Origin of the sequence: uncultured Polaribacter sp. (genome assembly GCF_947497125.1) — a bacterium.
GTDB lineage: Bacteria > Bacteroidota > Bacteroidia > Flavobacteriales > Flavobacteriaceae > Polaribacter.
Map to the genome: position 1 here is coordinate 1 of NZ_CANMFI010000007.1, position 24,650 is coordinate 24,650.

Here is a 24,650-nt window from a genome sequence, read left to right on the forward strand (position 1 = left end):
TCCTATTGTCGAAGTGACAGGGTATGTATTTCAGTTAGTTCTGTCATTTCGAGTGTTAACGAGAAATCTCATAAAGCTGATTTTGTTTGTCTAGTTTCTAGAGTCTAGACTCTAATCTCTATCATCTAGTCCCTTTTCTGTTTCTCACTGTTATGAGACTTCTTCTGAAATTACAATTGAAATAAATGATAGAGGAGTAAGTAAGATATCATATATTAGAAGCAAGAAATTAAACATCAAAAAATCAAATGAAATTAATTAATGATAAAATTAGTTGGAGCGACTTTGCTAAAATCGAAATGAGAGTAGGCACTATTATCTCTGCAGAGTTTTTTAAACAAGTAAAAAAGCCTGCTTATAAAATGATGGTAGATTTTGGCGAATATGGTATTCGAAAAACATCTGCTCAAATAACTACATTATATACCCCAGAAATGCTAATAGGCAAACAAGTAATTGCTGTATTAAATTTTCCACCGAAGCAGATTGCTAATATTATGAGCGAGTGTTTGGTGTTAGGAGCACTTGGCGATGATAAAGAAGTAACGCTTATACAACCCGAAAAAAGTATTAAAAACGGTTTAAAAATAGGGTAATTTAATTTTAGGCAACTTCATAACCATTACTTGCTTCTAAAAGTAGAAACCAATCTTTAGTTTCTAGATTGATCTCTAACGCTTTATTTGCATTTAAAATTCTTTCTTTGTTAGTGGTTCCAATTACCGGAGATATTTTGGCAGGATGCTTTAAAATCCAACTTAATAATAGAACATCGCTACTAACTGCATATTTTTCAGACATTTCTTTTAAGACTTTTTTTATGCGCTTAGTCTGCTCATTTTCTTCTCTAAAAACACTTCCTAAAGGGCTCCAGCTCATTGGTTGTATGTTTTTTTGTAACATTAAATCTAAAGAGCCATTGTTCATTGCTACAGGGTTTGTTAAAGAAAACTCTACCTGATTTGCAGAAATATTAATCTTCTCTGAAAGTAAATTAACTTGAGTCGGTGTAAAGTTAGAAACTCCAAAATTAAGAATTTTACCACTATCTTTTAGTGTTGTAATTGCTTCGGCAATTTCATCTGGTTGTATTAACGGACTTGGTCTGTGCAGTAAATAGGTGTCTATATACCCTGTTTTTAAATTTTTTAAAGATTGTTCTACACTATCAATTATATACTTTTTATCATATTGATAATGTTTTACAACATTTTTTCTGATGCCTGCATGTAACTGAATTCCGCATTTAGATATTAATTGAATATTTTTTCTTTGGATACCGCTTTCAGCCAAGCCTTTTCCAAAATCTGCTTCTGTGGTGTAATCGCCATAAATATCTGCATGATCAAAAATTGTGTTTCCATTATCAACACAAAACCGAATCATTTCTGCTTGTTCTTTTGTAGAAAATTGTTTTCCCCAACTTCCCCAAGACATACATCCGATAATTATTTTAGAAGCTATTTTCATTTATTTTCTATTTAAAATTGTTGGTGTTGCTTGTGCTGTTGGATACACTACTAAATCTTCAATATTTACATGATAAGGTCTGGTAATTACAAAATGAATAATATCTGCAATATCTGCAGCTTGCAAAGCTTTATAACCAGCATAAACTGATTTTGCTTTTTCTGTATCACCTTTAAAACGTATATCAGAAAAAGCTGTTTCTACAGCACCAGGATGAATGGCAGAAACACGAATGTTATACTTGTTTAAGTCGATTCGCATGGCTTTGTTTAGCGCGTTTACGGCGTGTTTAGAAGCGCAATAAACATTGCCGTTTGCATAGACATCTTTTGCCGCTATAGAGCCAATATTTACTATAAAACCATGGTTTTTTTCTGTCATTTTTGGTATGATTGCTTTAGAAACGTATAAGAGCCCTTTTACATTAATATCAATCATAGCATCCCAATCATCTATGCTACCATTTTGTATGGTAGAAAATCCGTGAGCATTACCAGCATTATTTATTAAGATATCGATATTGCTAAAATTTTCTGGCAGAGAATTGATTGCTGTAAAAACAGCTTCTTTGTTGCTTACATCGAATTGTAGGGTAGTTACTTCTGTAAATTGCCCTAATTCTTTTTGAAGTTCTTGCAAACGTTCTTTTCTTCGGCCACAAAGAATTAAACGAATATTATTTTTTGCAAATATTTCTGCAGTTGCTTTTCCAATTCCAGAGGTTGCGCCGGTTATAAATGCTGTTTGTTTCATGGTTTTGATAGACAAATTTTACTCTTATTTTGTTTTTTGTTCACTTCTATAAATGTATAAAAACAAGATGGTAAGCCCTTTTAAAAGTATCTTATTTATTTATAAATTATCAACAACAAAAAACCGCTCGATTAAGAGCGGTTTTCTTTTCAATTGAGTTTCTCTCAACTGAACAATCAACTAACCAAACTTTATTTTAAATTTCTTCTATTTTTAATCTTTCTTTCTACTTTAGTTCGTTTTCTTCCTTCATTCCTTACAATATCTTTTGCTTCTTTTTTTATTTCTGCTCCTTTTAAATATTGAATAAATCCTTTGCCTTCAAAAACATAGATCGTTTCAGAATTTAGGCTAAATAATTCTATGGTTTGATCGTTTAAAATACTCAACTCAAACTCTTCAATGTAACCATTATCGTAACTTAAAGATAAAATTTTAAGGTCTTCATAGCCAGTTACATCAAACACTTCATAACCACCAATATAGTTCCAGTCAATTAAATCTATAGGGGTGTTAAATGCGTTTTCAGAGCTGTAAAATGTAGTTATATTTTCTGGTGTAAAAGCTAAGTAATTTTCCGCATCAAATATATTTGGCACACCACCATTTGTGGTTGTTTTTTCCCAAGCTTCATATTCTTGTAAAAAATATTCTATGTTTTCGTAAAATAGTTTATCGTAATCAAACTCGTTTATTTGATATCCAATTAAGTAATAATTTACATTTTCTCTGTAGTTATACAACCTAATTTCGTTATTCGAAAGAACGGTAACTTCAAAATCATTTGCGCCATCTAAATCGTGGTTAGTTTCTAGTATGCCGTTAAATGTATTGTAAGTACCAACATCAATACCAAAACCATTACCTGTTCTGCCAATATCTGCAATATTATTGTTTGCATATAAAGTTCCGTTTAAAAAAGAGATTGTAAAAGCTCTAGATAGGTAAGGAATATCTCCGTTACCAGTAGTTCTGTGATAGTCTACATACCATACATCGAAATCAGTTACCAAATTATTTAAGGCAACTTCTTGTTCATATTCATCTTGAAAATTAACATCGTAAACGGTAGTACAAGCATTAAATACTACCACTGTAAATAATATTGATAAAAGTAGTTTTGTAAGTTTCATAAGCTTGTGTTTTATGGTGTTGCTTATGTAATTTCAAAATGCGTGCCAAACTTAAAAAACCACTCATTTTAGCGTGGTTTTTAAATTTATATTTTCTGATTATTTTATTTTAGGATACGTTTCTCCGTTTTGTTTTTGAAGGTCTTTAATCTTAAAATAATTTATTTTTTTACCAACGTAATAACTAATTACAGCTTGGTTTTCTTTTAATTGAAAAGGGAATTCTTTTATTTCTGGTATGCTATTCTTTATTTCTTTTGTTGAATTTGAATGTAAAATTAGTTCTTTTTTATTTGTTGATGTATTAAAATAACCAACTATCACTTTGCTATCAAGTGTTTTTTTAACTTCTAGTGTTACTATTTTATTTGCATAGTAAATTTGATCAAATTTAATTTCTGTGTTAGATGAATAGTAAATTTTTACGTTAGTACCAGAAACACCAGGCACACCACCAGTCCAATTTTCATAGGTTGCATTGGTAATTTTAAATGGTGGATTTTTGCTGAACTTTATACTTTTACACTGTATAAAACTAGTAAGGATTAATAGGATTGATAAAGTTTTTATGGTTTTCATTTTTCATAAATTAAGTCAAACAATATGCCAATATATAAAAAAAGCGAACCTAATTGGTTCGCTTTATATTTTTATAATTTAACTCCGTTTAATTATTAAGTGCTTCCGCACCTTTTAACAATCTAACTTCGTAAAAAACTCCGTTTAATTATTTAGTGCTTCCGCACCACCAACAATTTCTAAAATTTCGTTGGTAATAGCTGCTTGTCTTGCTTTGTTATATGTTAATAACAACTCGTCTCTTAACTCTGTTGCATTGTCGGTTGCTTTGTGCATTGCCGTCATACGCGCACCATGTTCTGATGCAAAACTATCTCTAATAGATTTATACAATTGAGTCTTTAAAGATTTAGGTATCAAAGCCTCTATAATTTCTAATTTCGAAGGTTCAAAAATATAATCAGAATTTACTGCAGCATCCGTTGTATTTTCTATCGGTTTAATTGGTAAAAATTGCTCTACTTGTGTAATTTGCGTAGCAGCGTTTTTAAACTGATTGTAAATAACTTCTATTTTATCATACGTTCCGTCTGCATACATTGCCATTAAGCTTTCTGCAATTTCAGAAACATTATCAAACGTTAAATTGTCAAATAGTTCATTTTTGGTAGCAATAACGTTGTATTTCTTCGATAAAATATCGTTCCCTTTTTTACCAATTGCATAGATATCAACGTCTACGTTGCTATATTTTTCTTGTACAGTTTGTATTACTTTTTTAGTAATCGATGAATTAAAACCACCACACAAACCTCTGTTAGAAGTTATAGCAACTATAAGCACTTTAGAGACTTCTCTTTGTTCAGAGTAGTTACCACCAGCATTACTATCACTATCTAAGGTTGCACTTAAATTCTGCAATAACTCAGTTAGTTTAGAAGAATACGGTCTCATTGCCGTAATTGCATCTTGCGCTTTTTTTAACTTTGCAGCAGATACCATTTTCATGGCAGATGTAATCTGCATTGTCGATTTAATAGAGGTTATTCTATTACGTATTTCTTTTAAGTTTGCCATATTTATTAGTTATTAGTTGATAGTAATTAGTAGTTAAGCGATGCCTAACTACTAAAACTTAACTACTAATTAAAATGAGTAGAAATCTTTTTAGCAGCCGCTTCTAAAACAGCAATAGCCTCGTCGGTTAATTTACCAGACTTTAATACATCTAAAGTATCTCTATGTTTTGCGTTTAAGAAATCGATATAATCTCTTTCGAATTTTTTAACTTGCTCTACAGGCACATCTTTTAACAAGTTTTTAGAACCTGCATAAATAATTGCTACTTGGTCTTCTACAGAATAAGGATCGTTTTGTGCTTGTTTTAAAATTTCAACATTACGTTGTCCTTTAGAAATTACACTCATTGTTGCTGCATCTAAATCAGATCCAAACTTAGCAAATGCCTCTAATTCTCTATATTGTGCTTGATCTAGTTTTAAAGTACCAGATACTTTTTTCATTGCTTTTATCTGTGCATTACCACCAACACGAGATACAGAAATACCTACGTTAATTGCTGGACGAACACCAGAGTTAAATAAATCTCCATCTAAGAAAATTTGTCCATCAGTAATAGATATTACGTTTGTTGGTATGTATGCAGATACATCTCCTGCTTGTGTTTCAATAATTGGCAATGCAGTTAAAGAACCTCCACCTTTTACAATTCCTTTTAAAGAATCTGGTAAATCGTTCATTTCACTAGCAATCTTGTCATCATTAATAACTTTTGCAGCTCTTTCTAATAATCTTGAGTGTAAATAAAATACATCACCAGGATATGCCTCACGTCCTGGAGGTCTTCTTAATAATAAAGAAATTTCACGGTAAGCAACTGCTTGCTTTGATAAATCATCATAAATAATTAAAGCAGGTCTTCCAGAATCTCTAAAGTATTCTCCAATTGCTGCTCCAGCAAATGGTGCATATACTTGCATTGCTGCAGGGTCTGATGCATTTGCTGCTACAATTGTAGTGTATGCTAAAGCACCTTTTTCTTCTAACATGTTTGCAATTGCTGCAACGGTAGAAGCTTTTTGTCCGATAGCTACATAAATACAATATACTGGCTCGCCAGCATCAAAAAATTCTTTCTGATTTAAAATAGTATCAATAGCAACGGTAGACTTTCCTGTTTGACGGTCTCCAATAATCAACTCACGTTGACCTCTACCTACAGGAATCATAGCATCAATAGATTTAATACCTGTCTGTAATGGTTCTGTTACAGGCTCACGATAAATAACTCCAGGAGCTCTACGCTCTAAAGGCATTTCGTAAGTTGTACCTTCAATAGGTCCTTTACCATCGATTGGGCTTCCTAAAGTATCTACAACACGTCCTACAATTCCTTCACCAGCTCTTAAAGAAGCAATACGTTCTGTACGTTTTACGGTAGAACCTTCTTTAATTGATGTAGAAGCACCTAACAATACAACACCTGCATTGTCTTCTTCTAAGTTTAATACGATACCTTCTAATCCGTTTTCGAATTCTACTAGTTCTCCGTATTGAACATTAGACAGACCGTAAACACGTGCGATACCATCACCTACTTGTAAAACAGTTCCTACTTCGTTTAAAGTAGCTTTTGCCTCAAAATTTGTTAACTGTTGCTTTAAAATTGCTGATACTTCAGCTGGTTTAATACTTGCCATTTTTAATTGCTTTAGACTTTAGGCTTTAGACTATATACTTGGGCATATAGCTTCGAGCTTATAGCTTTTTTATATTTTTGGAATGTAATGACTGTTGTCAAATTCCTTTTTCAATTCGTTTAAATAGTTAGAAATACTAGCATCATACTGTACATCTCCAACTCGTAAAATAAAACCACCTAAAATAGCTGGATTTATTTCGTTTTCTAGATTGGCTTTTTCACCGGTTAAAGCTACTATTTTAGCCAATACTTGTGCTTCTATTTCTTCTGATAAAGGAACGGCAGTAGTTACTTTGGCTACTTGAGTACGTTTATCAAAATCATAAATAATTGCAAACTGCTTTGCAATAGCTTGCAACATTGCTATTCTCTTATTGTCTTGTAATAAATGAAACAAGCCAAGCGTAATGTTGTTTATTTTATCGCTAAAGATAGCGTTTAAAACTTTTATTTTGTCAGACGATTTTACAATCGGACTTCTTAACATTACTTCAAACTCATCATTTTCAGAAATTGTATTTGCTATTAATAACATATCGTTATTTACCAAATCTTCTTCTTTAGAGTCTTTCGCAAGGTTTAAGATTGCCTTTGCATAACGTATTGCTGCTCTTGCGTCTTTCATGCCTGACTTAGTTTAAAGTAACATCTTTTAAGATACCTTCAACCAATTCTAGCTGATCTTTCTTATTAGATAATTCTTTTTTAATTACAGATTCTGCAATACCTATAGATAGTTCTGCAACATTCTTTTTAATTTCTGCTAAAGCGGCTTGCTTTTCTTGGTTAATAGAGGCTTGTGCTTTTTCTATTAATGCAGCTGTTACTTCTTTTGCATCTTCTTTTGCTTCTGCAATCATAGCATCTCTAACATCTCTAGCTTCTTTCATCATTGCCTCTCGCTCTGCTCTCGCTTCTTTTACCAACTTAGCATTGTCTGCTTGTAGGTTTTGCATTTCTTTACGTGCATTTTCTGCAGCAGATAATGCATCTTCGATACCAGATTCTCTTTCATCTAAAGAGGTTAAAATAGGTTTCCAAGCAAATTTAGCTAATAATACAATTAGTATTACTAGAATTAATAGTTGCATAAAGAACAACCCTGGCGAAAAATCGTTTAATAAAGTTTCCATTTTTATATGGCTTTTATATTGTTTTTGTTTAATTTAAAAACACTTTCTGTAACCAACCGTTACAGAAAAGTGTTTTTGTCTTTTTTGGGAATTATTTCCCTAAGATTAATGCACCAAATGCTAAACCTTCTAATAAGGCTCCAATGATGATCATTGCAGTTTGAATTTTTCCAGCTGCTTCTGGTTGTCTAGCAATACCTTCCATTGCTTTACCACCAATTTGACCTAGTCCGATTCCACCACCGATTACGATTAATCCTGCTCCAATTAAATTGTACATACTAATTGATTTTAAATATATTAATTAAACAAACTCTAATTCTCTTTTATTTGCTTCCCTTCGGAAGACTTTCTAACTTTTGTTAGATTCCGATTTTCATCGGAGATATCAAAAACAACTTTTTACTTTTGATAATATTCCGATTTTCATCGGAATTAGTTCAACTTACAAAATCATAGATTTTGAGTTTCACTAATGATGCTCGTGCTCTTCTACTGCCATCCCTATAAATAAAGAAGACAACATTGTAAATATAAATGCTTGTAAAAAAGCTACTAAAATTTCAATAACCATAATAAACAATGCAAGTACTAAAGACATTCCTGTAGAGGCTACTGGGCCAAAAGCTTCTTTCATTGTAATCATTAATGCAATTAAACTCATTACCACAAAATGGCCTGCAGTTATGTTTGCAAACAAACGAACTAGTAAAGAGAATGGCTTAATTACAATAAATCCAACCAATTCTATTACGGCTAAAACTGGTCTTAAAATGTAAGGAACACCTGGCATCCACAAGGTGTGTGCCCAAAAATCTTTAGATCCGTTTGTAATGTAGATAATCATTGTTAACAAAGCCAAACAAACTGTTACAGCAATTTGCCCTGTTACGTTGAATCCTAACGGAGTTAATCCTAAAAGATTTAAAAGCCATATAAAAAAGAATACCGTTAATAAAAAAGGCATAAATTTTTTGTGCTTTTTCTCACCAATATTTGGTCTTGCTATTTCATCTCTAACATAAATTACTAAAGGCTCTAAAACACGTCCAAATCCTTTAGGAATTTCTCTTTTTTTGTATTGTTTCGCTAGCTTAGTAAAAGCGAAAAAGATTAACAAACTAGCTAATAAAATACCTACAACAGATTTTGTTATAGAAAAGTCTAATATTTTTTTAGCATTTGTTGCATGGTGAGTTTCATCAAAAGAAACTGTTGCAGCACTACTGTCTAATTCGTAAATTTTAGAATGTATTTTTGCGAATTTTAAGCCATTTTTTTCTACAAGAACATGGCCATCATCATTGTGATGAAATTCTGAAGACATAAAAGTCACAATTCCTTTGCTTGTCCATAAAACCACTGGTAATGGAAAACCAAAATGTTTTCTTTCTCCTTCTTCTGATGTATAAGAAAAGAAAGTAAAATCGTGCGAATCTTTAAGGTGATGTTGAATGTAAGCTTTTACTTCAGTCGGAGTATTTACTTCGCCACCATCTTTTTGTGAAGGGTTCTTTTTGTCTGCTTCTGATGCAAAAGTTGTCGTTGAAATAACGGCTATAACCGCTATTATAAGAAACTTGATTGTTTTTTGTGCAATCTTCATTGTAAAAATACGCTTTCTAAATTCGGTGCAAATGTAAGCAATAAATCAAAAACACAAACTTTTTTTTTTGAAAAAAATCACAGTTTTCTCTTTAGGAATTTTACAACAAAAAGTAGCTCTATCAATAAAAATAAAAATGTAGGTATTAAGATCGATAATTTAATAATGAGACTGCTTTTTTCTTCGGAGGTTATAGTTGGATAAAAGGCGGCAATAAATAACATTATTTTTATAAATAAACTTCCTAAATAAATAAAGCCAATTTGCTCTAAAACTTTTTTTATTTTAGAAATTAAAATGATATTGATACCTACAAGAGTCGAAAACCCTGCGTGAAAGAGGTATAATTTTTTTAATGAAAAAGGCAGCGTTACTTCTATGTTGTTTAAAAGCATCAAATGACCTAAATAGCCAAAATAACCAATACTTAAAAAAACAAAAAGAACAATAATTATTTTTTTAGTCATTAATTTTATTCGCTTGTTTTATCAGTAAATACATAGATAAAAAAATAGCAATTAGCGTTATTGTTTCGGTTAAAAAACTAGTTAAAAACTTACTATCTAACCATTTTCCTAATAAAAATCCTGCATAAATAGTAACGCCCATTTGCAAACCTGCACCAGATAATGCAATTGCTTTATGAAGCGGTTTTTTCTGAGGCTTTTTTTGCTTCATTTCCGGTATTTAATTCTTTTATGGTGCCTTTCATTGCACAAGTTGCATTAAAAGATGCGCCTGGTTCTACAGAAAGTTTTCCAATAATAACATCGCCTGTAATGTTTGCACTTGCTTTTATTGTTAAAGTGTTATTTGCCAATAGTTCTCCAGAAAAAGTGCCTTCAATATCTGTGTTTGTACTATCAATTTTACCTTTAACAACACCATCTGTCCCAATAATAACTCTTCCTTTTGTTATTAAAGATCCTTCTAGAGTTCCGTCTATTCTAAAATCTCCTTCAGATTTAATGTCTCCAATTATTGTCGTATTTTTTGCAATCACGTTTCTTTCCATAACTTTATTTTTCTGTGTATTATTTTCTTTAGCACTAAACATATTATTTTTTTAATTGTTTTTGTATTTCTTTTGCTTTTTTTCCTTCTTCTGTGCTGCCGTAATTTACAGCCACAAATTGTAATGCTGCTTCGTAACTTTCTTTATTCTGAAATTTACCAATAGCAAAAGCTTTTAAAAGCTCGAATTTAGGTAATAATTTAGAACCTTGTATAGAGGGCAGTAGTTTATTTATTGCGGCTACAGTTTCTTCAAACTTATACTCTTTAAAGAGGTAATAAATTTCTTTATAAGTTTCTTCTAATTGATTAACAGACGTTTCTTCTTTAAACGTTGTGTTAGGATTATTAATAATTTGAGCAAATTTTGTCTTTGGATACGTTGTTAAAATAAAGTTCTTATATTTTAATGCTTCTTCATTATTACTGTCATTGTTTAGGTAAAGGTTGTATAAATGCCAGTTGATAGGCAGTATTAAATCTTCTTTAGGATTTAAACTTGCTACTCTTTCTAATCTTTTTACAGCTAGTTTAGGGTCTTTAAACTGTTCTTTATAGATAATTCCGGCTTCATACAAAGCATTGTTTCTATCTAATTTTAAGGTATCAATAGCTCCTTTCCTCGTAGGTATTGTATTGATGTAAGTTTCTAAATTATATCGTAAATTAACCTTTTCGGTTTTTGCGGTATCGCTATTTGTATTATTAATAACTCTTTTAGAAGCCCATCTCCATCCATCTTCAAGAGCTCTGTTTCCCCATATTTTATTAAACTCTGTCTTTCCAAAATCTAATGATTGGCTGTTGTAGAAATACCATTTTCCTTTTTTGTTAGCTTTTAAGGAATTTGCCCCAAAACTTGCTCCAAAAGCTTGTTGATTAAGTTTTAATTGCGCAGCTTCTTCGTCTTTCTTTTTTAAATTCTCTATGTAGTCTTTAAAATAAGTTTCTTTATCAGCATCGGTTAAAGAGGCAATTTTAATAATACTATCATTTTTAATAACTATTTTTTCGAAGCTAATAAGAGATGCTAAATTTTTGTGCTTTCTTTTTATTCTTCTAATTCTAAGATTTAAAGTGTCTTTAGAGATCGATAAAATACTATCAAAATATGCACTTGCATTAATATAATTAGAATTCTTAAAGTTAATGTTGGCTAATTTTTCGAAAGTATATGTTTTTTGTTTATCACTACCAGATAATGCTCTAAGCGATTTATTGTAGTAGTTTACAGCTAAATTTATACTGTCGGTATTTTCGTATAACGAACCAATTTGGTAATACAAAGCATCTAAATATGCCCTATTTTCTCTTTCTTTTGTTAGCTTTTGCAGTCTTTGTAATGTTATGTTAGCAACAGAATCTGAAGTAATATTTTTTGCCAAAGCTGCATAAGCATTCATTTTATACTTGTAGGGCGCTTTTTTAAAGTCGATTAATTTATTTAAATATAGCAATGCAGAATCCTTCTTATTTTCTTGATGATATAATTGCCCAAGAATGAATAAATTTCTGGCTCCTTGATTTTTATTTTGTAAGGTTTTTGTTGCTCTAATTAGGCTTTTTTTAGCCATATCTAAACTATCTGCTTTTACATAAGCCATTGCCAATGCAGTATAACCTTGTTCTTTTATGGCGTCTGGTAATAAAGTTTCTAGAGTATCTTTTACTTTTAATAGCAATTTCAAAGATTCTATTGCAAATTCTTCATTGTCTATTCTAATATTTGCCTTTGCTCTCCAAATTTTTGTTTCCTCTATTAAACTTGCGTTTGGGTAATTAGTAATTACATAATTAAATGCTTCGATTGCCGGTATAAAACGTTGATCGTAATACCTTGCTTTACCCAATAAAAGATAAGCGTCATCAATTTGGCTATTTCGCTCGATACCATTAATATTCATACCATGTTTTTGAATGGCTTTTACAGCTTTTTCTTCTGCAATATCAAAAGGTGTTTTGTTTTCTTCTGCAGCGGTATCTGTATCACCAAAACCACTACCCATAGTAGTTGATGTGCTTTTGATAACAATTTTATCTTCATCAAATTTAATAGGCTCTATTGGTAATTGTGCAAACCAATCGTCTTTATAATCGTTGTTTATCTTTTCTACACCTTCATTAAAAGCTTCTTTACCATTAAATAACACATTAAACTTTGTGGTTAATGCATGGTAATTTCTACTAACTATTGTGTCTTTGTTTGTTTTACAGGCAAGTAAAAGCACAGAAACAGTAATAATAAATAGTATTTTTGAGATGTATTTCGAGGAAATAAACATTTGCTAGGTAACTTTTTTTAAAGGCTAATAAAATAAAAAACTCTTATTTAAAACTCTTTTTTGTGTAAAAAAGTATAAATAAGAATGTAAAAATAGTAATAAATTAAGAACCTAATACTTATATAGAAAAATAGCTTTCTAATTCTTGTAAAGTTGCTGCAGATGTTTCAATATCTTTTACTACGTTTCCTTTATCTAACACTACTATTCGTTCGCAAACTTCGGTTACATGACTTAAATCGTGACTAGAAACCAACAGGGTAATTTCTTTGTTTTCTGTTAATTCTTTTAAAATCTTTTTTAAGCGAATTTGTGTTGTAGGATCTAGGTTGGCAAAAGGTTCATCTAAAATTACTACCTTAGGATTGCCAATCAGTGCTGCTATAATTCCTGCTTTTTTCTGATTTCCCTTACTTAAATCTCTTAAATATTTCTTTTTCCCGATAATTTCACCATTAAAAAACTCCTCAAATTTTGCTACAAAACTGGTTACATCTGCTTTATTCATCCCTCGTAAATCACCTATAAACTCAAAATATTCTTCGGGTGTTAAGTAACCTATCAAAAAAGATTCATCAATAAAAGAACCGGTAAAGTTTTTCCAAGCTTCGCTTTGGTTTACTTGAATTTCATGATTTATAACCGAGCCTGTTGTTGGTCTAATTAAGTCTAATAATAGGTTAAAATAGGTTGTTTTTCCGGCACCATTATTACCAACCAACCCAAAAGATTGCCCTTTCGGAATTTCTAATGCATCGATCTGTAAAACAGCAGTTTGTCCGTATTTTTTTGAAAGTTGTGTTGTTTGTATCATTCTATTTTTTCTTAGTTTTCTTGTTTAAATGCATGAATCATTACGTATTTATTTGCAATGTATTTTTTTGTAATTGTAGCCATTAATTTTTGATGAAAAGCAATGCCAATAAGCCCTAAAATACCCAAAGTAACGGTAGCAATTTCAAAACTTACTAAATAATTAATTAATGCGAATAATCCCATTGGTAAAATCATTAGAGGCAACCCAATTAGCCATTGTACTGCACCAGTTCCCTGAAAATTAAAAGCCGCTTTTTCATCTAAATTTATTTTCTTTCTGTTAAAAGTACCTCCGTATAAAATTACATGCGTGTTTACACCAATGTTATAAATCATGGCAGCAAAGTGTACCGCTAAAATTTTCCATCCAAAGTAAACGTAAGGTATGCCTAGCACAAAAAGCAGTAAAACACTAATAGTCATAATTGTAAATTTCGATTTTAAATAACGTTCGTATTTAAAATTCTGACTCATTAACATGTTGTAATAACTGCTGTCCCAGGCAGGTATAAACTGACCAAAATTGATTAGAAAAGCACCTGTAGAAAAGATACCGACTAAAACAGGCATAAAATTCATTTTTGAATACATTGGGTTTGGATAGAAAAACAAACCATATAATAGGCCCATAGCTAACATCCAGATAGAAGATTTTGTGCGTTTATTTCTCCACATTAAACGTAAATCGTTTTTAATAAATGGCGCTACATCGCCTAGTTTCTCTGTCCAAGATAAATCTGACGAGTTTGCTTCTTTTACTTTTGTAGCAATTGCTTCATCTAAATAAGCTTCGCTTTTTAATTTCTTAAAATTTAAAATGTACAGTATTACTAGTAAAATAACGCCTAATACACTATAGCTTGGGTTTTGGTATACAAAATTAAAACCTTGCCCAACAAACTGATGAATGTTGAATACATTGTAATATTGAATTAAAAATCCACCAATTATTATGGTTAACAAAACACTAAATGCAATGTTACTTTTATTGATTAAAAAATTTAAAAAATTAGCAGATTGTATGAGTAAAAACATCAGGAATAACCAACCTAAGACACCATTTGTATGATACCCTTCTTTTATTAATACAAACGAAAAAGGCACATAAAAAAACAGGCTCATGATGTTAAAGAATGAGCAGGCCGATTTTGCCAATACAAAATGTACTATGTTGTTCTTTTTTATCGATAAAACTAATAGCGGTTTAATGTTTAATACCGGTAAATTTTGCATAAGGTATCTAAAAATTAAATCTGCTGTTATTGCAAAAAGTAAAAAACTATTTACAAGAAATAACGGGTCTTTAGTTGGGTATTGTTTTTTTAGTAGATAAAATCCGCCAATGCCAAAACCTGTAAACATTAAAACAAAGTAGAGTGCAAAAAAGGCTAAAAGTATTTTTACACCAATACTTTTACCAAATGCAGCAGAACGAAAAAATTGTTTCCATTCTAATTTTAAAAAATGTAAAACCATAAGTTTTGTATGTTAGTTTATTTGTTTAATAACGTATTCTTTTGATAAAACATTGAAAATGAATTTGTTTCTCTTTATCCTATTTTTACAATTATTTTTTTGGGGGAAGTTTTATAAAATTACTAAATTTTATCTTCTCTACGGGTAAGAATTTATCTTAAAAAAGTAGAAAGTTAATTTTAGGTTTTATTTAAACCCAAATCTATAAGTTTTTTACCAACTTATATTCTGGGTAGGTTTCTAATAATAACTCTTCTGCTTTTTGTGGCATTAAATAACTAGTAACATAAAATAGAATAACTACCATTGTTAATGATAAAGAAAGTAGTACTAACCAATGGGTTTCTAGATCGCTAAAAGAAACCTTAAAAGCATTTGCAGTGTTAAAAAAATTGATATACAAAAGACCAGAAAAACTGTTTTTGGTATCGCCAATCATTGCTTCTAATAAAAATATTTTTTCTTGCTCTTCTTTTTTCTTTTTTAATTTTTTTCTTGAAATAGTTTGTTTTGTTAAATCGAATACTGCCAGTATTAATAAAAGCCCAAAAAGAACATATTTAGAGTTCGGAATTTTTAAAACCCAGAAAAAAAGGAAAAAGATACCTAGTGTAGTTATAATTTTTGGCATAGTAAACCATTCTTTAAAAAAGCGCCACATTATATTTCTATAACGTTTGTTCATTTGTTTTTGTTTTGCTTCTACAACATCCATAAAACCGAAAACCCCAAACTTTTTAAATGATTTATCTCGTGCATCTTCAAATGATAAAAGTGGCTGTGCTTGCCAAATTTCTTCAATATCATTTGCTAAATGGTCTACCAATTCTGTCTGTACATCATAATGATACACAAAATGTTTTCTGGTGAATTTGTAAAGATTGTCTATTTGTAATGCTGTTAGTTTCATATGCTTTTCAATTTCAATTCCATATTTTTAATTTTTTCACTCGTATCTAAATGGACTAATATGCCTGCAAAAGAAAATATTGTATTTAAAACAGTAATTAAAAACCAAACAAATAAATGTGTGTCTTTTGATACAGGGATAAAACCATCTGGTTTTACAAACTGAATAACCCCGTTTAAAATTAAGAAAGAGAAAAAAATATAAAAACTGCTATAGGTTAAGTGTCCTGATTTTCCTCTTTTTGAGAATTCTAATAAATACGAAATAATACCAAAAATTATAGGTGTAAATAAAATTATTAGCGTAATTAATTTATAAACTTTTAAACTTGAGTACTTGTAAAAAATATAATAAGTTGTTACAAATAGAATTATAAATACTAAAGATTTCAATTTTGTGAAAAGGTTTTTTATTTTTAAAAAATATAGTTTTTTCACAAAACTATTGATAGAGAATAGTCTTTGTTTTGTTAGTTGTTCAAAGTTACCATCCCAACCTAAAAATATAAATGAATTCATTACCGCATTTTTGAAATTTCCACCTAAATCAAGTCTTTTTTCTACATCTAAAACTACATGGTCTAACATTTCTAAACGAATGTCCCAATATTTTACCCCTTCGTTTTCTAAACGATGGTCTATGTATTGTATTTGCTCTTTTGTTAATTCCATACTTATAATGTAACTAAAGGATATAGCGTTCTTACTGTTTTTTTATTTTGATTATATACTGTATTTACAGACCATAATAAGAGTATAAGCATTACATAAATTGTTAACTGAATATTATTGTATAATGGGTTTGTGAAGCTTTCTTTATTTCTAAAAATAGTTAAAGTATTAAATAATATAATCATATTGTGTATAATATGAAAAAGGGCATTGTTTAAGTTTAAAGCTAAAAATTTATTTTTCTTTTCCTTCCTTTTGATTAAAAAAGCGATCAGGTACAAAAACCCAATACCAGTTAGTACATAAAAGTAAAGTTCTTTATCATCAAATAGTTGCATTAATAGCTGTAAGCAATAAAATAAAGCTGCAGCAATAATTATTTTAGGCACTTTAAAAAAGGTAATAAAGTTCTTTAAAGATTGTTTGAAAAATCTTTTTTGTACCGATTTTGTTTTTTCTTTTAAAAGTCTGCTAAAACCTCTATCAGAAAAATTTCTGTGGATATTTTCTATTTCTTTTTTAAAATTTAAATCAGGGTTTTTATTTAATTTTTGTTCTAAAATATTTGCAAAATGATCTACTATTTCTGTTCTAACATCATAGAATTTTATGCCACAAGCAAATATATAATTGTCTATCTGTAAATGTTGCTCTTTTGTTAATTCCATAGTTTATGAAATTCTATTTTTTAATATGGCTTCTTTATGTTTTTTGTAAAAGTGATTGCAGATTAATAAAGCACTAAACCCAGCACCTGTAAAGCTCGCAAACAAAGGGTTAACAAAACCATCCTTATCATTAATACTATCTAAAAATGTGAGGATAACTAAAAAAATTACTCCTAAATATTGTGTTTTTAGAATAAACCTATAGGTAGATTTTACTTTAGTTTGTGTTGTTTTTAGAACCATATAAAGGATGTAGATTGTCGCTAAAACGGCAAGACTTCTAGTTAGAGTGCTAATTGCTTCTCCCATCTGATTTTCAACTTTAAAAGGTATTTTTTTAAATAAAATAAGAGGAAATATGTACGTAGCTAAATATATAAAGTAATATTTTTTAAATATTTTTTTAGCTTTTTTAACGACAATTTTTGATTCAGAAAACTGTAAACCAAAGTAAAAACTAGAAGTTTCTCTAAAGTGTTTTTCCCACCTAATTTTTACCATTATAAATGCCTCAGAAAAAGTATAACCTTTTATTACAAGTGATTCAATATCAGAAATGATATGATCTAAAACTTCAATTTTTAAATCTATAAAATCGAATTTCTTTTCTTTTAGGTAGTTATCTATTTGTAAGAGTTGCTCTTTTGTTAATTCCATCTTATTCTAAACTAAATTTAGGATTCACCAATTGCTGCATGGTTCTTAAAAACTCTTGCATTTCTTCTAACTTGTTGGCTGTTTCTTTGGTGCCATTTTCGGTTAGTTTGTAATATTTGCGTAATCTATTGCCCACTTTTGCAACCTCTACATCTAGCAACCCATCGGCTTCTAATTTGTGTAAAGCAGGGTATAAAGCTCCCTCTGTTATTTTAAGTTCACCTTTGGTTAATTCTTTTACGTGTTGTGTAATTTCGTAACCATACATTTTATCATTGCTTTCTAACAATTTTAAAATAATGGTTTGTAAAGACCCTTTGTATAATTTCTGATTTCCCATTTTTTTGGTGTGTAATCGTATAATTGTTTTTACTAGTAACTTACCTTATCTAAGCTTTTAGCTGAAGCAATCCATAATTTAAACGTATAGATTACTTCATTTTAGACTGTCTAAAAAGACATTTTAAAAATTGTCTATCCGACTCGCATCAAATATACATAATTTTTGTATGCATTGGTTTCTTATGTATTGTTTTTTAATAAAAAAAAGAGAAACCAATTTGGTTTCTCTTTTAATATTTTATGATTAATTGTTGGTTTAAGAACCACACATTAAGCAATCATCATCTGGTGCAGCATTTTTAGAGGCATCTACCATTGCTTTAAATTCTGCAGGAGACATTGGTTTTTCTACCAATTCTTCTGTTTTATCAATATTTAAAGTAAATTGTTTTGCATTTACTGCAGATTTTGTTCTTAAGTAATACATTCCTGTTTTTAAACCAGATTTCCATCCGTAGAAATGCATAGAAGTAAGCTTACCATAATCTGGGTCTTTCATAAATAAGTTTAAAGACTGAGATTGATCTATAAAATAACCTCTATGGCGTGCCATATCAATAATGTCTTTCATACTCATTTCCCAAACCGTTTTATAAAGCTCTCTTAATTCTGCAGGAATCTTTTCTATATGTTGTATAGATCCGTTTGCACGCATAATGTCTTCTTTCATTTCATTGTCCCACAAGCCTAATTCTACTAAGTCTTCTAGTAGGTGTTTGTTTACAACAATAAATTCTCCAGAAAGTACTCTACGAGTGTAAATATTAGATGTATATGGTTCAAAAGCTTCATTGTTACCTAGTATTTGAGAGGTAGAAGCCGTTGGCATTGGTGCAACTAATAAAGAGTTTCTTACACCGTGTTTTTTAACGTCTTTACGTAATTTAGCCCAGTCCCAGTTACCACTTAGTTCATCATCTTTAATGCCCCACATGTTAAACTGAAATTCTCCTTCAGACATTGGCGATCCTTTAAATGTAGAGTATGGTTCTTTTGCTTTTGCTAGCTCCATAGAAGAAGTTACCGCACCAAAATACATGGTTTCAAAAATGTCTTTATTTAACTGTTTTGCTGCATCACTTGTAAAAGGCAAGCGCAAATTAATAAATGTATCTGCTAAACCTTGTATACCTAACCCAACAGGTCTGTGTCTAAAGTTAGAGTTTTCTGCTTCTTTAACAGGATAGTAGTTCATGTCTATCACTGTGTCTAAGTTGCGAGTCACTTTTTTTGTTACATCGAATAATTTTTTGTGATTAAAAAACTTTTCTCCGTTATCTCTTTCAGAAACAAACATTGGCAAAGCAATAGAAGCAAGGTTACATACTGCTACTTCATCGTTTGCAGTGTATTCCATAATTTCTGTACACAAGTTAGAAGAACGAATAGTTCCTAAATTTTTGTGATTCGTTTTACGGTTTACAGCGTCTTTGTATAGCATGTAAGGTGTGCCTGTTTCTATTTGAGATTCTAGAATTTTTTCCCATAATTCTCTGGCCTTAATTGTTTTTCTTCCTTTACCGGCTGCTTCGTAGCTTGTGTATAGGCGCTCAAACTCATCACCATAAGTATCAAATAAATGTGGGCACTCATTTGGGCACATTAATGTCCATTCTGCATCTTGCTCTACACGTTTCATAAATAAATCAGAAATCCACATTGCATAGAAAAGGTCTCTAGCACGCATTTCTTCTTTACCATGATTCTTTTTTAGGTCTAGAAAATCAAAGATATCTGCATGCCATGTTTCTAAGTACATTGCAAAAGAACCTTTACGTTTACCACCACCTTGATCTACATAACGAGCAGTATCATTAAATACTTTTAGCATTGGTACAATTCCGTTAGAGGTACCGTTTGTTCCTCTAATATAAGAACCTGTAGCTCTTACATTGTGTATAGATAATCCGATACCACCTGCAGATTGAGATATTTTTGCTGTTTGTTGTAGTGTGTCGTAAATACCCTCTATACTATCGTCTTGCATTTGTAATAAAAAACAAGATGACATTTGTGGTTTTGGGGTACCTGCGTTAAATAATGTTGGTGTTGCATGGGTAAAGTATTTTTTACTCATTAGCTCATAAGTAGCAATTGCTTCATCAATATCATTTTTATGAATACCGATAGAAACACGCATTAACATGTGCTGTGGTCTTTCGGCAATTTTACCATTTAATTTAAGTAAGTAAGAGCGTTCTAATGTTTTAAACCCAAAATAATCGTAATTAAAATCTCTGTTGTAAATGATGGTAGAGTCTAGTTTTTCTGCGTTGTCTTTTATAATCTTATAAACATCGTCTGCTAGTAATGGAGCTTTTTTGTCTGTACGAGGATTTACATAGTAATACAAATCATCCATCGTTTCCGAAAATGATTTTTTGGTATTTTTATGTAAGTTAGAAACGGCAATTCTTGCAGCTAATTTAGCATAGTCTGGGTGAGCAGTTGTCATTGTTGCTGCAGTTTCTGCGGCAAGGTTGTCTAATTCTGGAGTGGTAACCCCATCATACAAGCCTTCTATTACTCGCATTGCAACTTTTACAGGATCTACAATTTTGTTTAATCCGTAACACATTTTTTTAACTCTCGCTGTAATCTTATCGAACATTACAGGCTCTTTTTTGCCGTCTCTTTTTAATACAAACATTTTTATTTTTTTTGGGTTTATTAATTATTAGAGCCACCAAAAACTCCAATTTTTGGACACTCTTTTTACTGATTAGTTGTTTTTACGTTTTTTAAGTCGCGTTTAAAAGTCAGAATCGAAGCTAATGCTACCTGTACCACCAGATTTTACACCTGCTTTTTGGTATTCTGAAACTCTTTTTTCGAAGAAATTAGTTTTTCCTTCTAAGGAAATCATTTCCATAAAATCGAAAGGATTTGTAGATTCGTATACTTTATCGCATCCAAACTCTAACAATAATCTATCGGTTACGTACTCTAAATATTGCGTCATTAGTTTTGCGTTCATTCCTATTAAACTAACAGGTAAAGACTCTGTAACAAACTCTCTTTCAATATTTAATGCGTCTACTATAATTTCTTTAATACGTTCTGGCGATACTCTATTTACAATATGGTTGTTGTGTAAGTGAACGGCAAAGTCACAGTGCATGCCTTCGTCACGAGAAATTAACTCATTAGAAAAAGTTAATCCTGGTAACAATCCTCTTTTCTTTAACCAGAAGATAGAACAAAATGCTCCTGAAAAGAAGATGCCTTCTACAGCTGCAAAAGCGATTAATCGCTCTGCAAAAGAGTCAGATTCAATCCATTTTAATGCCCAATCTGCTTTCTTTTTAATTGCAGGAAATACTTCTATAGCTCTAAATAAGTTATCTTTTTCAACTTCATCTTTTACATAACTATCTATTAGTAGAGAATAGGTTTCAGAATGAATGTTTTCCATCATTATTTGAAAACCATAGAAAAATTTAGCTTCAGAATATTGTACTTCATTTACAAAGTTTTCTGCTAAATTTTCGTTTACAATACCATCAGAAGCAGCAAAAAACGCTAAAATGTGTTTTATAAAGTAACGTTCGTCGTTGGTAAGTTTTGTAGTCCAGTCTACAATGTCTGCAGTTAAATCAATTTCTTCGGCAGTCCAAAAACAAGCTTGTTGTTTTTTGTACCATTCCCACAAGTCGTCATGTTGTATGGGGAAAATAACAAATCGATTATCATTGTGTTGTAAAATTGGTTCTTGTTTAGACATTTCTCGTGGAGTTTTATGTGTTAATTTGTAAATATTGATCTCAAAATTGGACCCTTACAAAGATTGAATTTTTTGCTCCAAAATAAAAGGCATACTTATCCACAATCCCTATAAGTTTTTAACAATTCATGTTTTTTTTACGCATATTTTTTGTTTTTATACTTTTTTTAATGAATTGATAGTTAGTTTTTTAAGTTGTTAAAAGCGCTGTAAGCACTATGCTTGTTGGTCTTCTTAAATCACTTTTTAATTTTGTTGTTTTTGATGAAAAAATATTTTTTAAAAAAGAATTTTTTGCTCTTAATTAATACAAATTTGGTTGAACAAAATGGTAATAATTTTTGCTTTTGTAAAACCGACTACTATTCTTCTTATATTTGTAATATTATTAACATTTATATTATATTATAGTGAAAAAAGGAACCGTAAAATTCTTCAACGAATCTAAAGGATTTGGATTTGTAACTGAAGATGATTCAAACACAGAGTACTTTGTACATGTATCAGGATTAATTGACGAAATTAGAGAAGGCGACGCCGTAGAGTTTGACCTTAAAGAAGGTAGAAAAGGTTTAAATGCTGTAGACGTTAGAGTTATCTAATAACCACTCTTTTAAATTTTAAAAACAAGTCGCTTAATTTTTTGAGCGACTTTTTTTTTGTCTTATTTTTGTATAAAGTTTTTTGATGATGAAAAATAGATTCCCTCAAATTGTTCAAGTAGCCATTATCTCGGTTTATTTAATATTTTTAGCAGGTGCTGTTGTTCGAATGACAGGTTCTGGAATGGGTTGCCCAGATTGGCCAAAATGCTTTGGCTATTACATACCGCCAACATCAGAATCTCAAATTACTTGGCAACCAAATGCCACTTTTAAAAAAGGAGTTATCATTATTAAAGATGAAGCTTTATTTGTTGCTCAAAAAACATTAAAAACAGGTGCTGCTTTTAATCTTGATAATTGGCAGCCTTATACCAAACACACTTATAATGTATTTAATAAATACCATACCTGGACAGAGTATATCAATAGATTGGCCTCTGTTTTGTCTGGTTTTGTATTCTTATTTTTAGTTTTTGCAGCGTCTAAGTTTTGGTCTACCGATAAAAGAATACCAGTCTTAGCCTACATTGCTTTTGCTTTAATGTTGTTTGAAGCTTGGCTCGGTAAAACGGTGGTAGACACGAATTTAAAACCTACAATTATTACCATTCATATGGTTGTAGGTCTAATTATCATTGGGTTGTTATTACGTTTACAATTTATAACATCTACAAAAAAGAAGGTTTATAAGTACAATGCTCTTTTCTCTAAATTATTAATTGTTTCTGTCTTATTTTCTTTGGTTCAGATAGCAATGGGAACACAGGTAAGGCAATTTATAGACGAGCAAGTAAAGTTATTTGGTTTCGAAAACAAACAATACAGCTTACTTAACCCAAGTTTTAAGTTCTATTTTCATCGTTCTTTTACTATTTTGATAGTTTTAGTGAATTTTGGTCTGTTTTATTTAAATCAAATAAAAAACCTAGGCTATAAACTTGTTAATTGGATTTTACTTTTACTCTTTTTAGAAACCATTACAGGTATTTTAATGTATTATGCATCTTTTCCTATAGGAACACAAGCAGTACATTTATTGTCTGGTGCTGTTTTATTCGGATTGCAATATTACTTACTGTTGCAAAGTCGTTCTGCAAAATAATTGTTTTTATGGGTGTGCATTTACCCATACTTCTCCGTCAGAAAAATATTCTTTTTTCCAGATAGGTACGGTTTCTTTTAAAGTGTCAATCGCAAACTGACAAGCGCTAAACGCTGCTTTTCTATGTTTAGATGAAACGGTTATAATAACAGGAATATCGCCTATTTTTAAAAGACCCTCGGCATGGTGAATGGCAATTTTTTTTATATCAAAATCAGATAGCGCTTTTCTTGCAATTTTTTCTATCTCTTTAATTGCCATGGGTTTATAGGTAGAAAAATCTAACTTAGTTACCTCTTTACCATCAGTGTCGTTTCTAACAGTACCAATAAAAGCAGCAATTCCGCCACTAGAAGCATCTTCAACAAACTGGTAACATGTTTGTAAATCTAATTTATCCGAAGTAATTTTAATAGAAATATTGCTCATTAAGTGTTTGTAAATCTAGTTGCTTATTAGGCAAAAATAGGAAAACAAATTTGTATTTTTGTATTGCAAACATTACTGCTGATAAATAAGATAAGTTATGAAAAACATTTTTAGAGTTGTTAGTTTTTTTGAAGGAGTTTCTTACCTATTACTACTCTTTGTAGCAGTACCCATTAAGTATTTTAGTGCAGATGCTAGTTATGTAAAAATGTTAGGGATGCCTCATGGAATCCTTTTTATGCTTTATATTATTATAGCTTTTTTAATTAAAAAAGAAATGAAATGGAGTCTTAAAGACTTTTGCATTGTTTTGTTAGCATCAATACTTCCTTTTGGTACTTTTTATGTTGATAAAAAATATTTACAAGGCTAAATTATCCTCCGCTAACTGGTGGTATAATTGCAACAACATCTCCCTCTTTTATTACTTCGTTTTCTGTTGCGTAGCTTTCATTTACGGCTATTGCAAAAGAGCTGTTGTTTTGTAACTGCGGATATTTTTCAATAAGCAACACTTTAAAAAGGGCTACAGAACATGCTTCTGGTAGTGTAAATGCAGCTGAAGAGTTGCCTATTAAATCTGTTGTAATTCCGAAAAAAAGAAGTTGAATAGTCATA

Annotated in this window: 29 protein-coding genes; 4 read left to right on the forward strand and 25 right to left on the reverse strand. The window is 30.6% G+C overall.

Annotated elements, in window-relative coordinates; translation table 11 throughout:
- Positions 1–248: 248 nt before the first annotated feature.
- Positions 249–596 carry a tRNA-binding protein gene (locus Q0678_RS10400; protein WP_299057573.1) on the forward strand — a complete coding sequence of 116 codons (348 nt, stop codon included), beginning with the start codon at positions 249–251 and terminating at the stop codon, positions 594–596.
- Between the two features lie 7 nt (positions 597–603).
- Here Q0678_RS10400 and Q0678_RS10405 read toward each other — a convergent pair whose 3' ends face one another.
- The 23 genes from Q0678_RS10405 to Q0678_RS10515 all read right to left on the reverse strand — a co-directional run bounded on the left by Q0678_RS10405 (position 604) and on the right by Q0678_RS10515 (position 21,896).
- Entirely contained in the window at positions 604–1,470 is an 867-nt protein-coding gene (locus Q0678_RS10405; protein WP_299057574.1) for an aldo/keto reductase, read from the reverse strand.
- The gene (locus tag Q0678_RS10410; protein WP_299057577.1) at positions 1,471–2,223 is read right to left on the reverse strand and encodes an SDR family NAD(P)-dependent oxidoreductase; all 753 of its coding nucleotides are present in this window, start codon (positions 2,221–2,223) and stop codon (positions 1,471–1,473) included.
- Between the two features lie 191 nt (positions 2,224–2,414).
- Positions 2,415–3,356, reverse strand: coding sequence for a hypothetical protein (locus Q0678_RS10415; protein ID WP_299057579.1), 942 nt, complete (start codon positions 3,354–3,356; stop codon positions 2,415–2,417).
- A 99-nt stretch (positions 3,357–3,455) separates the two neighbouring features.
- Positions 3,456–3,935 carry a hypothetical protein gene (locus Q0678_RS10420; protein ID WP_299057581.1) on the reverse strand — a complete coding sequence of 160 codons (480 nt, stop codon included), beginning with the start codon at positions 3,933–3,935 and terminating at the stop codon, positions 3,456–3,458.
- Positions 3,936–4,079: 144 nt separating this feature from the next.
- Complete coding sequence (gene atpG / locus Q0678_RS10425) at positions 4,080–4,952, reverse strand: ATP synthase F1 subunit gamma (RefSeq protein WP_299057583.1); 873 nt, start codon at positions 4,950–4,952, stop codon at positions 4,080–4,082.
- Positions 4,953–5,017: 65 nt separating this feature from the next.
- Positions 5,018–6,595, reverse strand: a complete 1,578-nt coding sequence (gene atpA / locus Q0678_RS10430) for a F0F1 ATP synthase subunit alpha (protein ID WP_299057585.1) — start codon at positions 6,593–6,595, stop codon at positions 5,018–5,020.
- Positions 6,596–6,664: 69 nt separating this feature from the next.
- Positions 6,665–7,222 (reverse strand): ATP synthase F1 subunit delta, encoded by a 558-nt coding sequence (gene atpH / locus Q0678_RS10435; RefSeq protein ID WP_299057587.1) that lies wholly within the window; start codon positions 7,220–7,222, stop codon positions 6,665–6,667.
- Between the two features lie 7 nt (positions 7,223–7,229).
- The gene (locus Q0678_RS10440) at positions 7,230–7,730 is read right to left on the reverse strand and encodes a F0F1 ATP synthase subunit B (RefSeq protein ID WP_299057589.1); all 501 of its coding nucleotides are present in this window, start codon (positions 7,728–7,730) and stop codon (positions 7,230–7,232) included.
- Positions 7,731–7,821: 91 nt separating this feature from the next.
- The gene (atpE, locus tag Q0678_RS10445; protein WP_004569351.1) at positions 7,822–8,010 is read right to left on the reverse strand and encodes an ATP synthase F0 subunit C; all 189 of its coding nucleotides are present in this window, start codon (positions 8,008–8,010) and stop codon (positions 7,822–7,824) included.
- Between the two features lie 192 nt (positions 8,011–8,202).
- Positions 8,203–9,336, reverse strand: a complete 1,134-nt coding sequence (atpB, locus tag Q0678_RS10450; protein ID WP_299057590.1) for a F0F1 ATP synthase subunit A — start codon at positions 9,334–9,336, stop codon at positions 8,203–8,205.
- 77 nt (positions 9,337–9,413) lie between these two features.
- Positions 9,414–9,803: a DUF6168 family protein gene (locus tag Q0678_RS10455; RefSeq protein ID WP_299057592.1), complete on the reverse strand. Its 390-nt coding sequence runs from the start codon at positions 9,801–9,803 to the stop codon at positions 9,414–9,416.
- Positions 9,796–10,014, reverse strand: coding sequence for an AtpZ/AtpI family protein (locus tag Q0678_RS10460; RefSeq protein WP_299057594.1), 219 nt, complete (start codon positions 10,012–10,014; stop codon positions 9,796–9,798). Before Q0678_RS10460 ends, Q0678_RS10455 begins: the two co-directional genes overlap by 8 nt.
- On the reverse strand, positions 9,977–10,351 hold the full coding sequence (locus tag Q0678_RS10465; RefSeq protein WP_299057595.1) for a polymer-forming cytoskeletal protein: 375 nt from the start codon (positions 10,349–10,351) through the stop codon (positions 9,977–9,979). Before Q0678_RS10465 ends, Q0678_RS10460 begins: the two co-directional genes overlap by 38 nt.
- Before the next feature lie 43 nt (positions 10,352–10,394).
- Positions 10,395–12,632 carry a tetratricopeptide repeat protein gene (locus tag Q0678_RS10470; protein ID WP_299057597.1) on the reverse strand — a complete coding sequence of 746 codons (2,238 nt, stop codon included), beginning with the start codon at positions 12,630–12,632 and terminating at the stop codon, positions 10,395–10,397.
- A 118-nt stretch (positions 12,633–12,750) separates the two neighbouring features.
- Positions 12,751–13,446 (reverse strand): ABC transporter ATP-binding protein, encoded by a 696-nt coding sequence (locus tag Q0678_RS10475; protein ID WP_299057599.1) that lies wholly within the window; start codon positions 13,444–13,446, stop codon positions 12,751–12,753.
- Between the two features lie 11 nt (positions 13,447–13,457).
- Positions 13,458–14,924: a DUF5687 family protein gene (locus tag Q0678_RS10480; protein WP_299057601.1), complete on the reverse strand. Its 1,467-nt coding sequence runs from the start codon at positions 14,922–14,924 to the stop codon at positions 13,458–13,460.
- 202 nt (positions 14,925–15,126) lie between these two features.
- The gene (locus Q0678_RS10485) at positions 15,127–15,834 is read right to left on the reverse strand and encodes a hypothetical protein (protein WP_299057603.1); all 708 of its coding nucleotides are present in this window, start codon (positions 15,832–15,834) and stop codon (positions 15,127–15,129) included.
- On the reverse strand, positions 15,831–16,505 hold the full coding sequence (locus Q0678_RS10490; protein ID WP_299057605.1) for a hypothetical protein: 675 nt from the start codon (positions 16,503–16,505) through the stop codon (positions 15,831–15,833). Before Q0678_RS10490 ends, Q0678_RS10485 begins: the two co-directional genes overlap by 4 nt.
- 2 nt (positions 16,506–16,507) lie before the next feature.
- Positions 16,508–17,173: a hypothetical protein gene (locus Q0678_RS10495; RefSeq protein ID WP_299057607.1), complete on the reverse strand. Its 666-nt coding sequence runs from the start codon at positions 17,171–17,173 to the stop codon at positions 16,508–16,510.
- Positions 17,174–17,176: 3 nt separating this feature from the next.
- On the reverse strand, positions 17,177–17,830 hold the full coding sequence (locus Q0678_RS10500) for a hypothetical protein (RefSeq protein WP_299057609.1): 654 nt from the start codon (positions 17,828–17,830) through the stop codon (positions 17,177–17,179).
- 1 nt (position 17,831) lies between these two features.
- Positions 17,832–18,170: a PadR family transcriptional regulator gene (locus Q0678_RS10505; protein WP_299057611.1), complete on the reverse strand. Its 339-nt coding sequence runs from the start codon at positions 18,168–18,170 to the stop codon at positions 17,832–17,834.
- Between the two features lie 258 nt (positions 18,171–18,428).
- The gene (locus Q0678_RS10510; protein ID WP_299057613.1) at positions 18,429–20,822 is read right to left on the reverse strand and encodes a ribonucleoside-diphosphate reductase subunit alpha; all 2,394 of its coding nucleotides are present in this window, start codon (positions 20,820–20,822) and stop codon (positions 18,429–18,431) included.
- A 102-nt stretch (positions 20,823–20,924) separates the two neighbouring features.
- Positions 20,925–21,896: a ribonucleotide-diphosphate reductase subunit beta gene (locus tag Q0678_RS10515; protein WP_299057615.1), complete on the reverse strand. Its 972-nt coding sequence runs from the start codon at positions 21,894–21,896 to the stop codon at positions 20,925–20,927.
- Between the two features lie 410 nt (positions 21,897–22,306).
- Here Q0678_RS10515 and Q0678_RS10520 point away from each other — a divergent pair, with 410 nt between their 5' ends.
- Both Q0678_RS10520 and Q0678_RS10525 read left to right on the forward strand, forming a co-directional pair.
- Entirely contained in the window at positions 22,307–22,498 is a 192-nt protein-coding gene (locus Q0678_RS10520; protein WP_036825331.1) for a cold-shock protein, read from the forward strand.
- Positions 22,499–22,586: 88 nt separating this feature from the next.
- A complete protein-coding gene (locus Q0678_RS10525) occupies positions 22,587–23,603 on the forward strand; it encodes a COX15/CtaA family protein (protein WP_299057913.1) in 1,017 nt (338 codons plus the stop codon).
- Positions 23,604–23,609: 6 nt separating this feature from the next.
- Here Q0678_RS10525 and Q0678_RS10530 read toward each other — a convergent pair whose 3' ends face one another.
- Positions 23,610–24,032 (reverse strand): molybdenum cofactor biosynthesis protein MoaE, encoded by a 423-nt coding sequence (locus Q0678_RS10530; RefSeq protein ID WP_299057624.1) that lies wholly within the window; start codon positions 24,030–24,032, stop codon positions 23,610–23,612.
- A 97-nt stretch (positions 24,033–24,129) separates the two neighbouring features.
- Between Q0678_RS10530 and Q0678_RS10535 the strand changes: the two genes are divergently transcribed.
- The gene (locus tag Q0678_RS10535) at positions 24,130–24,405 is read left to right on the forward strand and encodes a DUF3817 domain-containing protein (protein WP_299057626.1); all 276 of its coding nucleotides are present in this window, start codon (positions 24,130–24,132) and stop codon (positions 24,403–24,405) included.
- A gap of 1 nt (position 24,406) precedes the next feature.
- Here the strand turns inward: Q0678_RS10535 and Q0678_RS10540 are convergent, their stop codons facing one another.
- Complete coding sequence (locus Q0678_RS10540) at positions 24,407–24,649, reverse strand: MoaD/ThiS family protein (protein ID WP_299057628.1); 243 nt, start codon at positions 24,647–24,649, stop codon at positions 24,407–24,409.
- Between the last annotated feature and the right edge of the window lies 1 nt (position 24,650).

Excerpts from the sequence above, each read along its gene's own strand:
- Q0678_RS10490 (WP_299057605.1), bottom strand. The coding sequence starts at position 16,505 with ATGGAATTAACAAAAGAGCAAATACAATACATAGACCATCGTTTAGAA.
- Q0678_RS10440 (WP_299057589.1), bottom strand. The coding sequence starts at position 7,730 with ATGGAAACTTTATTAAACGATTTTTCGCCAGGGTTGTTCTTTATGCAA.
- Q0678_RS10400 (WP_299057573.1), top strand. The coding sequence starts at position 249 with ATGAAATTAATTAATGATAAAATTAGTTGGAGCGACTTTGCTAAAATC.
- Q0678_RS10405 (WP_299057574.1), bottom strand. The coding sequence starts at position 1,470 with ATGAAAATAGCTTCTAAAATAATTATCGGATGTATGTCTTGGGGAAGT.
- Q0678_RS10505 (WP_299057611.1), bottom strand. The coding sequence starts at position 18,170 with ATGGGAAATCAGAAATTATACAAAGGGTCTTTACAAACCATTATTTTA.
- Q0678_RS10515 (WP_299057615.1), bottom strand. The coding sequence starts at position 21,896 with ATGTCTAAACAAGAACCAATTTTACAACACAATGATAATCGATTTGTT.
- atpG (WP_299057583.1), bottom strand. The coding sequence starts at position 4,952 with ATGGCAAACTTAAAAGAAATACGTAATAGAATAACCTCTATTAAATCG.
- Q0678_RS10420 (WP_299057581.1), bottom strand. The coding sequence starts at position 3,935 with ATGAAAACCATAAAAACTTTATCAATCCTATTAATCCTTACTAGTTTT.
- atpE (WP_004569351.1), bottom strand. The coding sequence starts at position 8,010 with ATGTACAATTTAATTGGAGCAGGATTAATCGTAATCGGTGGTGGAATC.
- Q0678_RS10530 (WP_299057624.1), bottom strand. The coding sequence starts at position 24,032 with ATGAGCAATATTTCTATTAAAATTACTTCGGATAAATTAGATTTACAA.
- Q0678_RS10510 (WP_299057613.1), bottom strand. The coding sequence starts at position 20,822 with ATGTTTGTATTAAAAAGAGACGGCAAAAAAGAGCCTGTAATGTTCGAT.
- Q0678_RS10535 (WP_299057626.1), top strand. The coding sequence starts at position 24,130 with ATGAAAAACATTTTTAGAGTTGTTAGTTTTTTTGAAGGAGTTTCTTAC.
- Q0678_RS10485 (WP_299057603.1), bottom strand. The coding sequence starts at position 15,834 with ATGAAACTAACAGCATTACAAATAGACAATCTTTACAAATTCACCAGA.
- atpB (WP_299057590.1), bottom strand. The coding sequence starts at position 9,336 with ATGAAGATTGCACAAAAAACAATCAAGTTTCTTATAATAGCGGTTATA.
- Q0678_RS10540 (WP_299057628.1), bottom strand. The coding sequence starts at position 24,649 with ATGACTATTCAACTTCTTTTTTTCGGAATTACAACAGATTTAATAGGC.
- atpA (WP_299057585.1), bottom strand. The coding sequence starts at position 6,595 with ATGGCAAGTATTAAACCAGCTGAAGTATCAGCAATTTTAAAGCAACAG.
- Q0678_RS10525 (WP_299057913.1), top strand. The coding sequence starts at position 22,587 with ATGAAAAATAGATTCCCTCAAATTGTTCAAGTAGCCATTATCTCGGTT.
- Q0678_RS10410 (WP_299057577.1), bottom strand. The coding sequence starts at position 2,223 with ATGAAACAAACAGCATTTATAACCGGCGCAACCTCTGGAATTGGAAAA.
- Q0678_RS10470 (WP_299057597.1), bottom strand. The coding sequence starts at position 12,632 with ATGTTTATTTCCTCGAAATACATCTCAAAAATACTATTTATTATTACT.
- Q0678_RS10480 (WP_299057601.1), bottom strand. The coding sequence starts at position 14,924 with ATGGTTTTACATTTTTTAAAATTAGAATGGAAACAATTTTTTCGTTCT.
- Q0678_RS10500 (WP_299057609.1), bottom strand. The coding sequence starts at position 17,830 with ATGGAATTAACAAAAGAGCAACTCTTACAAATAGATAACTACCTAAAA.
- Q0678_RS10460 (WP_299057594.1), bottom strand. The coding sequence starts at position 10,014 with ATGAAGCAAAAAAAGCCTCAGAAAAAACCGCTTCATAAAGCAATTGCA.
- Q0678_RS10475 (WP_299057599.1), bottom strand. The coding sequence starts at position 13,446 with ATGATACAAACAACACAACTTTCAAAAAAATACGGACAAACTGCTGTT.
- Q0678_RS10455 (WP_299057592.1), bottom strand. The coding sequence starts at position 9,803 with ATGACTAAAAAAATAATTATTGTTCTTTTTGTTTTTTTAAGTATTGGT.
- Q0678_RS10465 (WP_299057595.1), bottom strand. The coding sequence starts at position 10,351 with ATGGAAAGAAACGTGATTGCAAAAAATACGACAATAATTGGAGACATT.
- Q0678_RS10495 (WP_299057607.1), bottom strand. The coding sequence starts at position 17,173 with ATGGAATTAACAAAAGAGCAACATTTACAGATAGACAATTATATATTT.
- atpH (WP_299057587.1), bottom strand. The coding sequence starts at position 7,222 with ATGAAAGACGCAAGAGCAGCAATACGTTATGCAAAGGCAATCTTAAAC.
- Q0678_RS10415 (WP_299057579.1), bottom strand. The coding sequence starts at position 3,356 with ATGAAACTTACAAAACTACTTTTATCAATATTATTTACAGTGGTAGTA.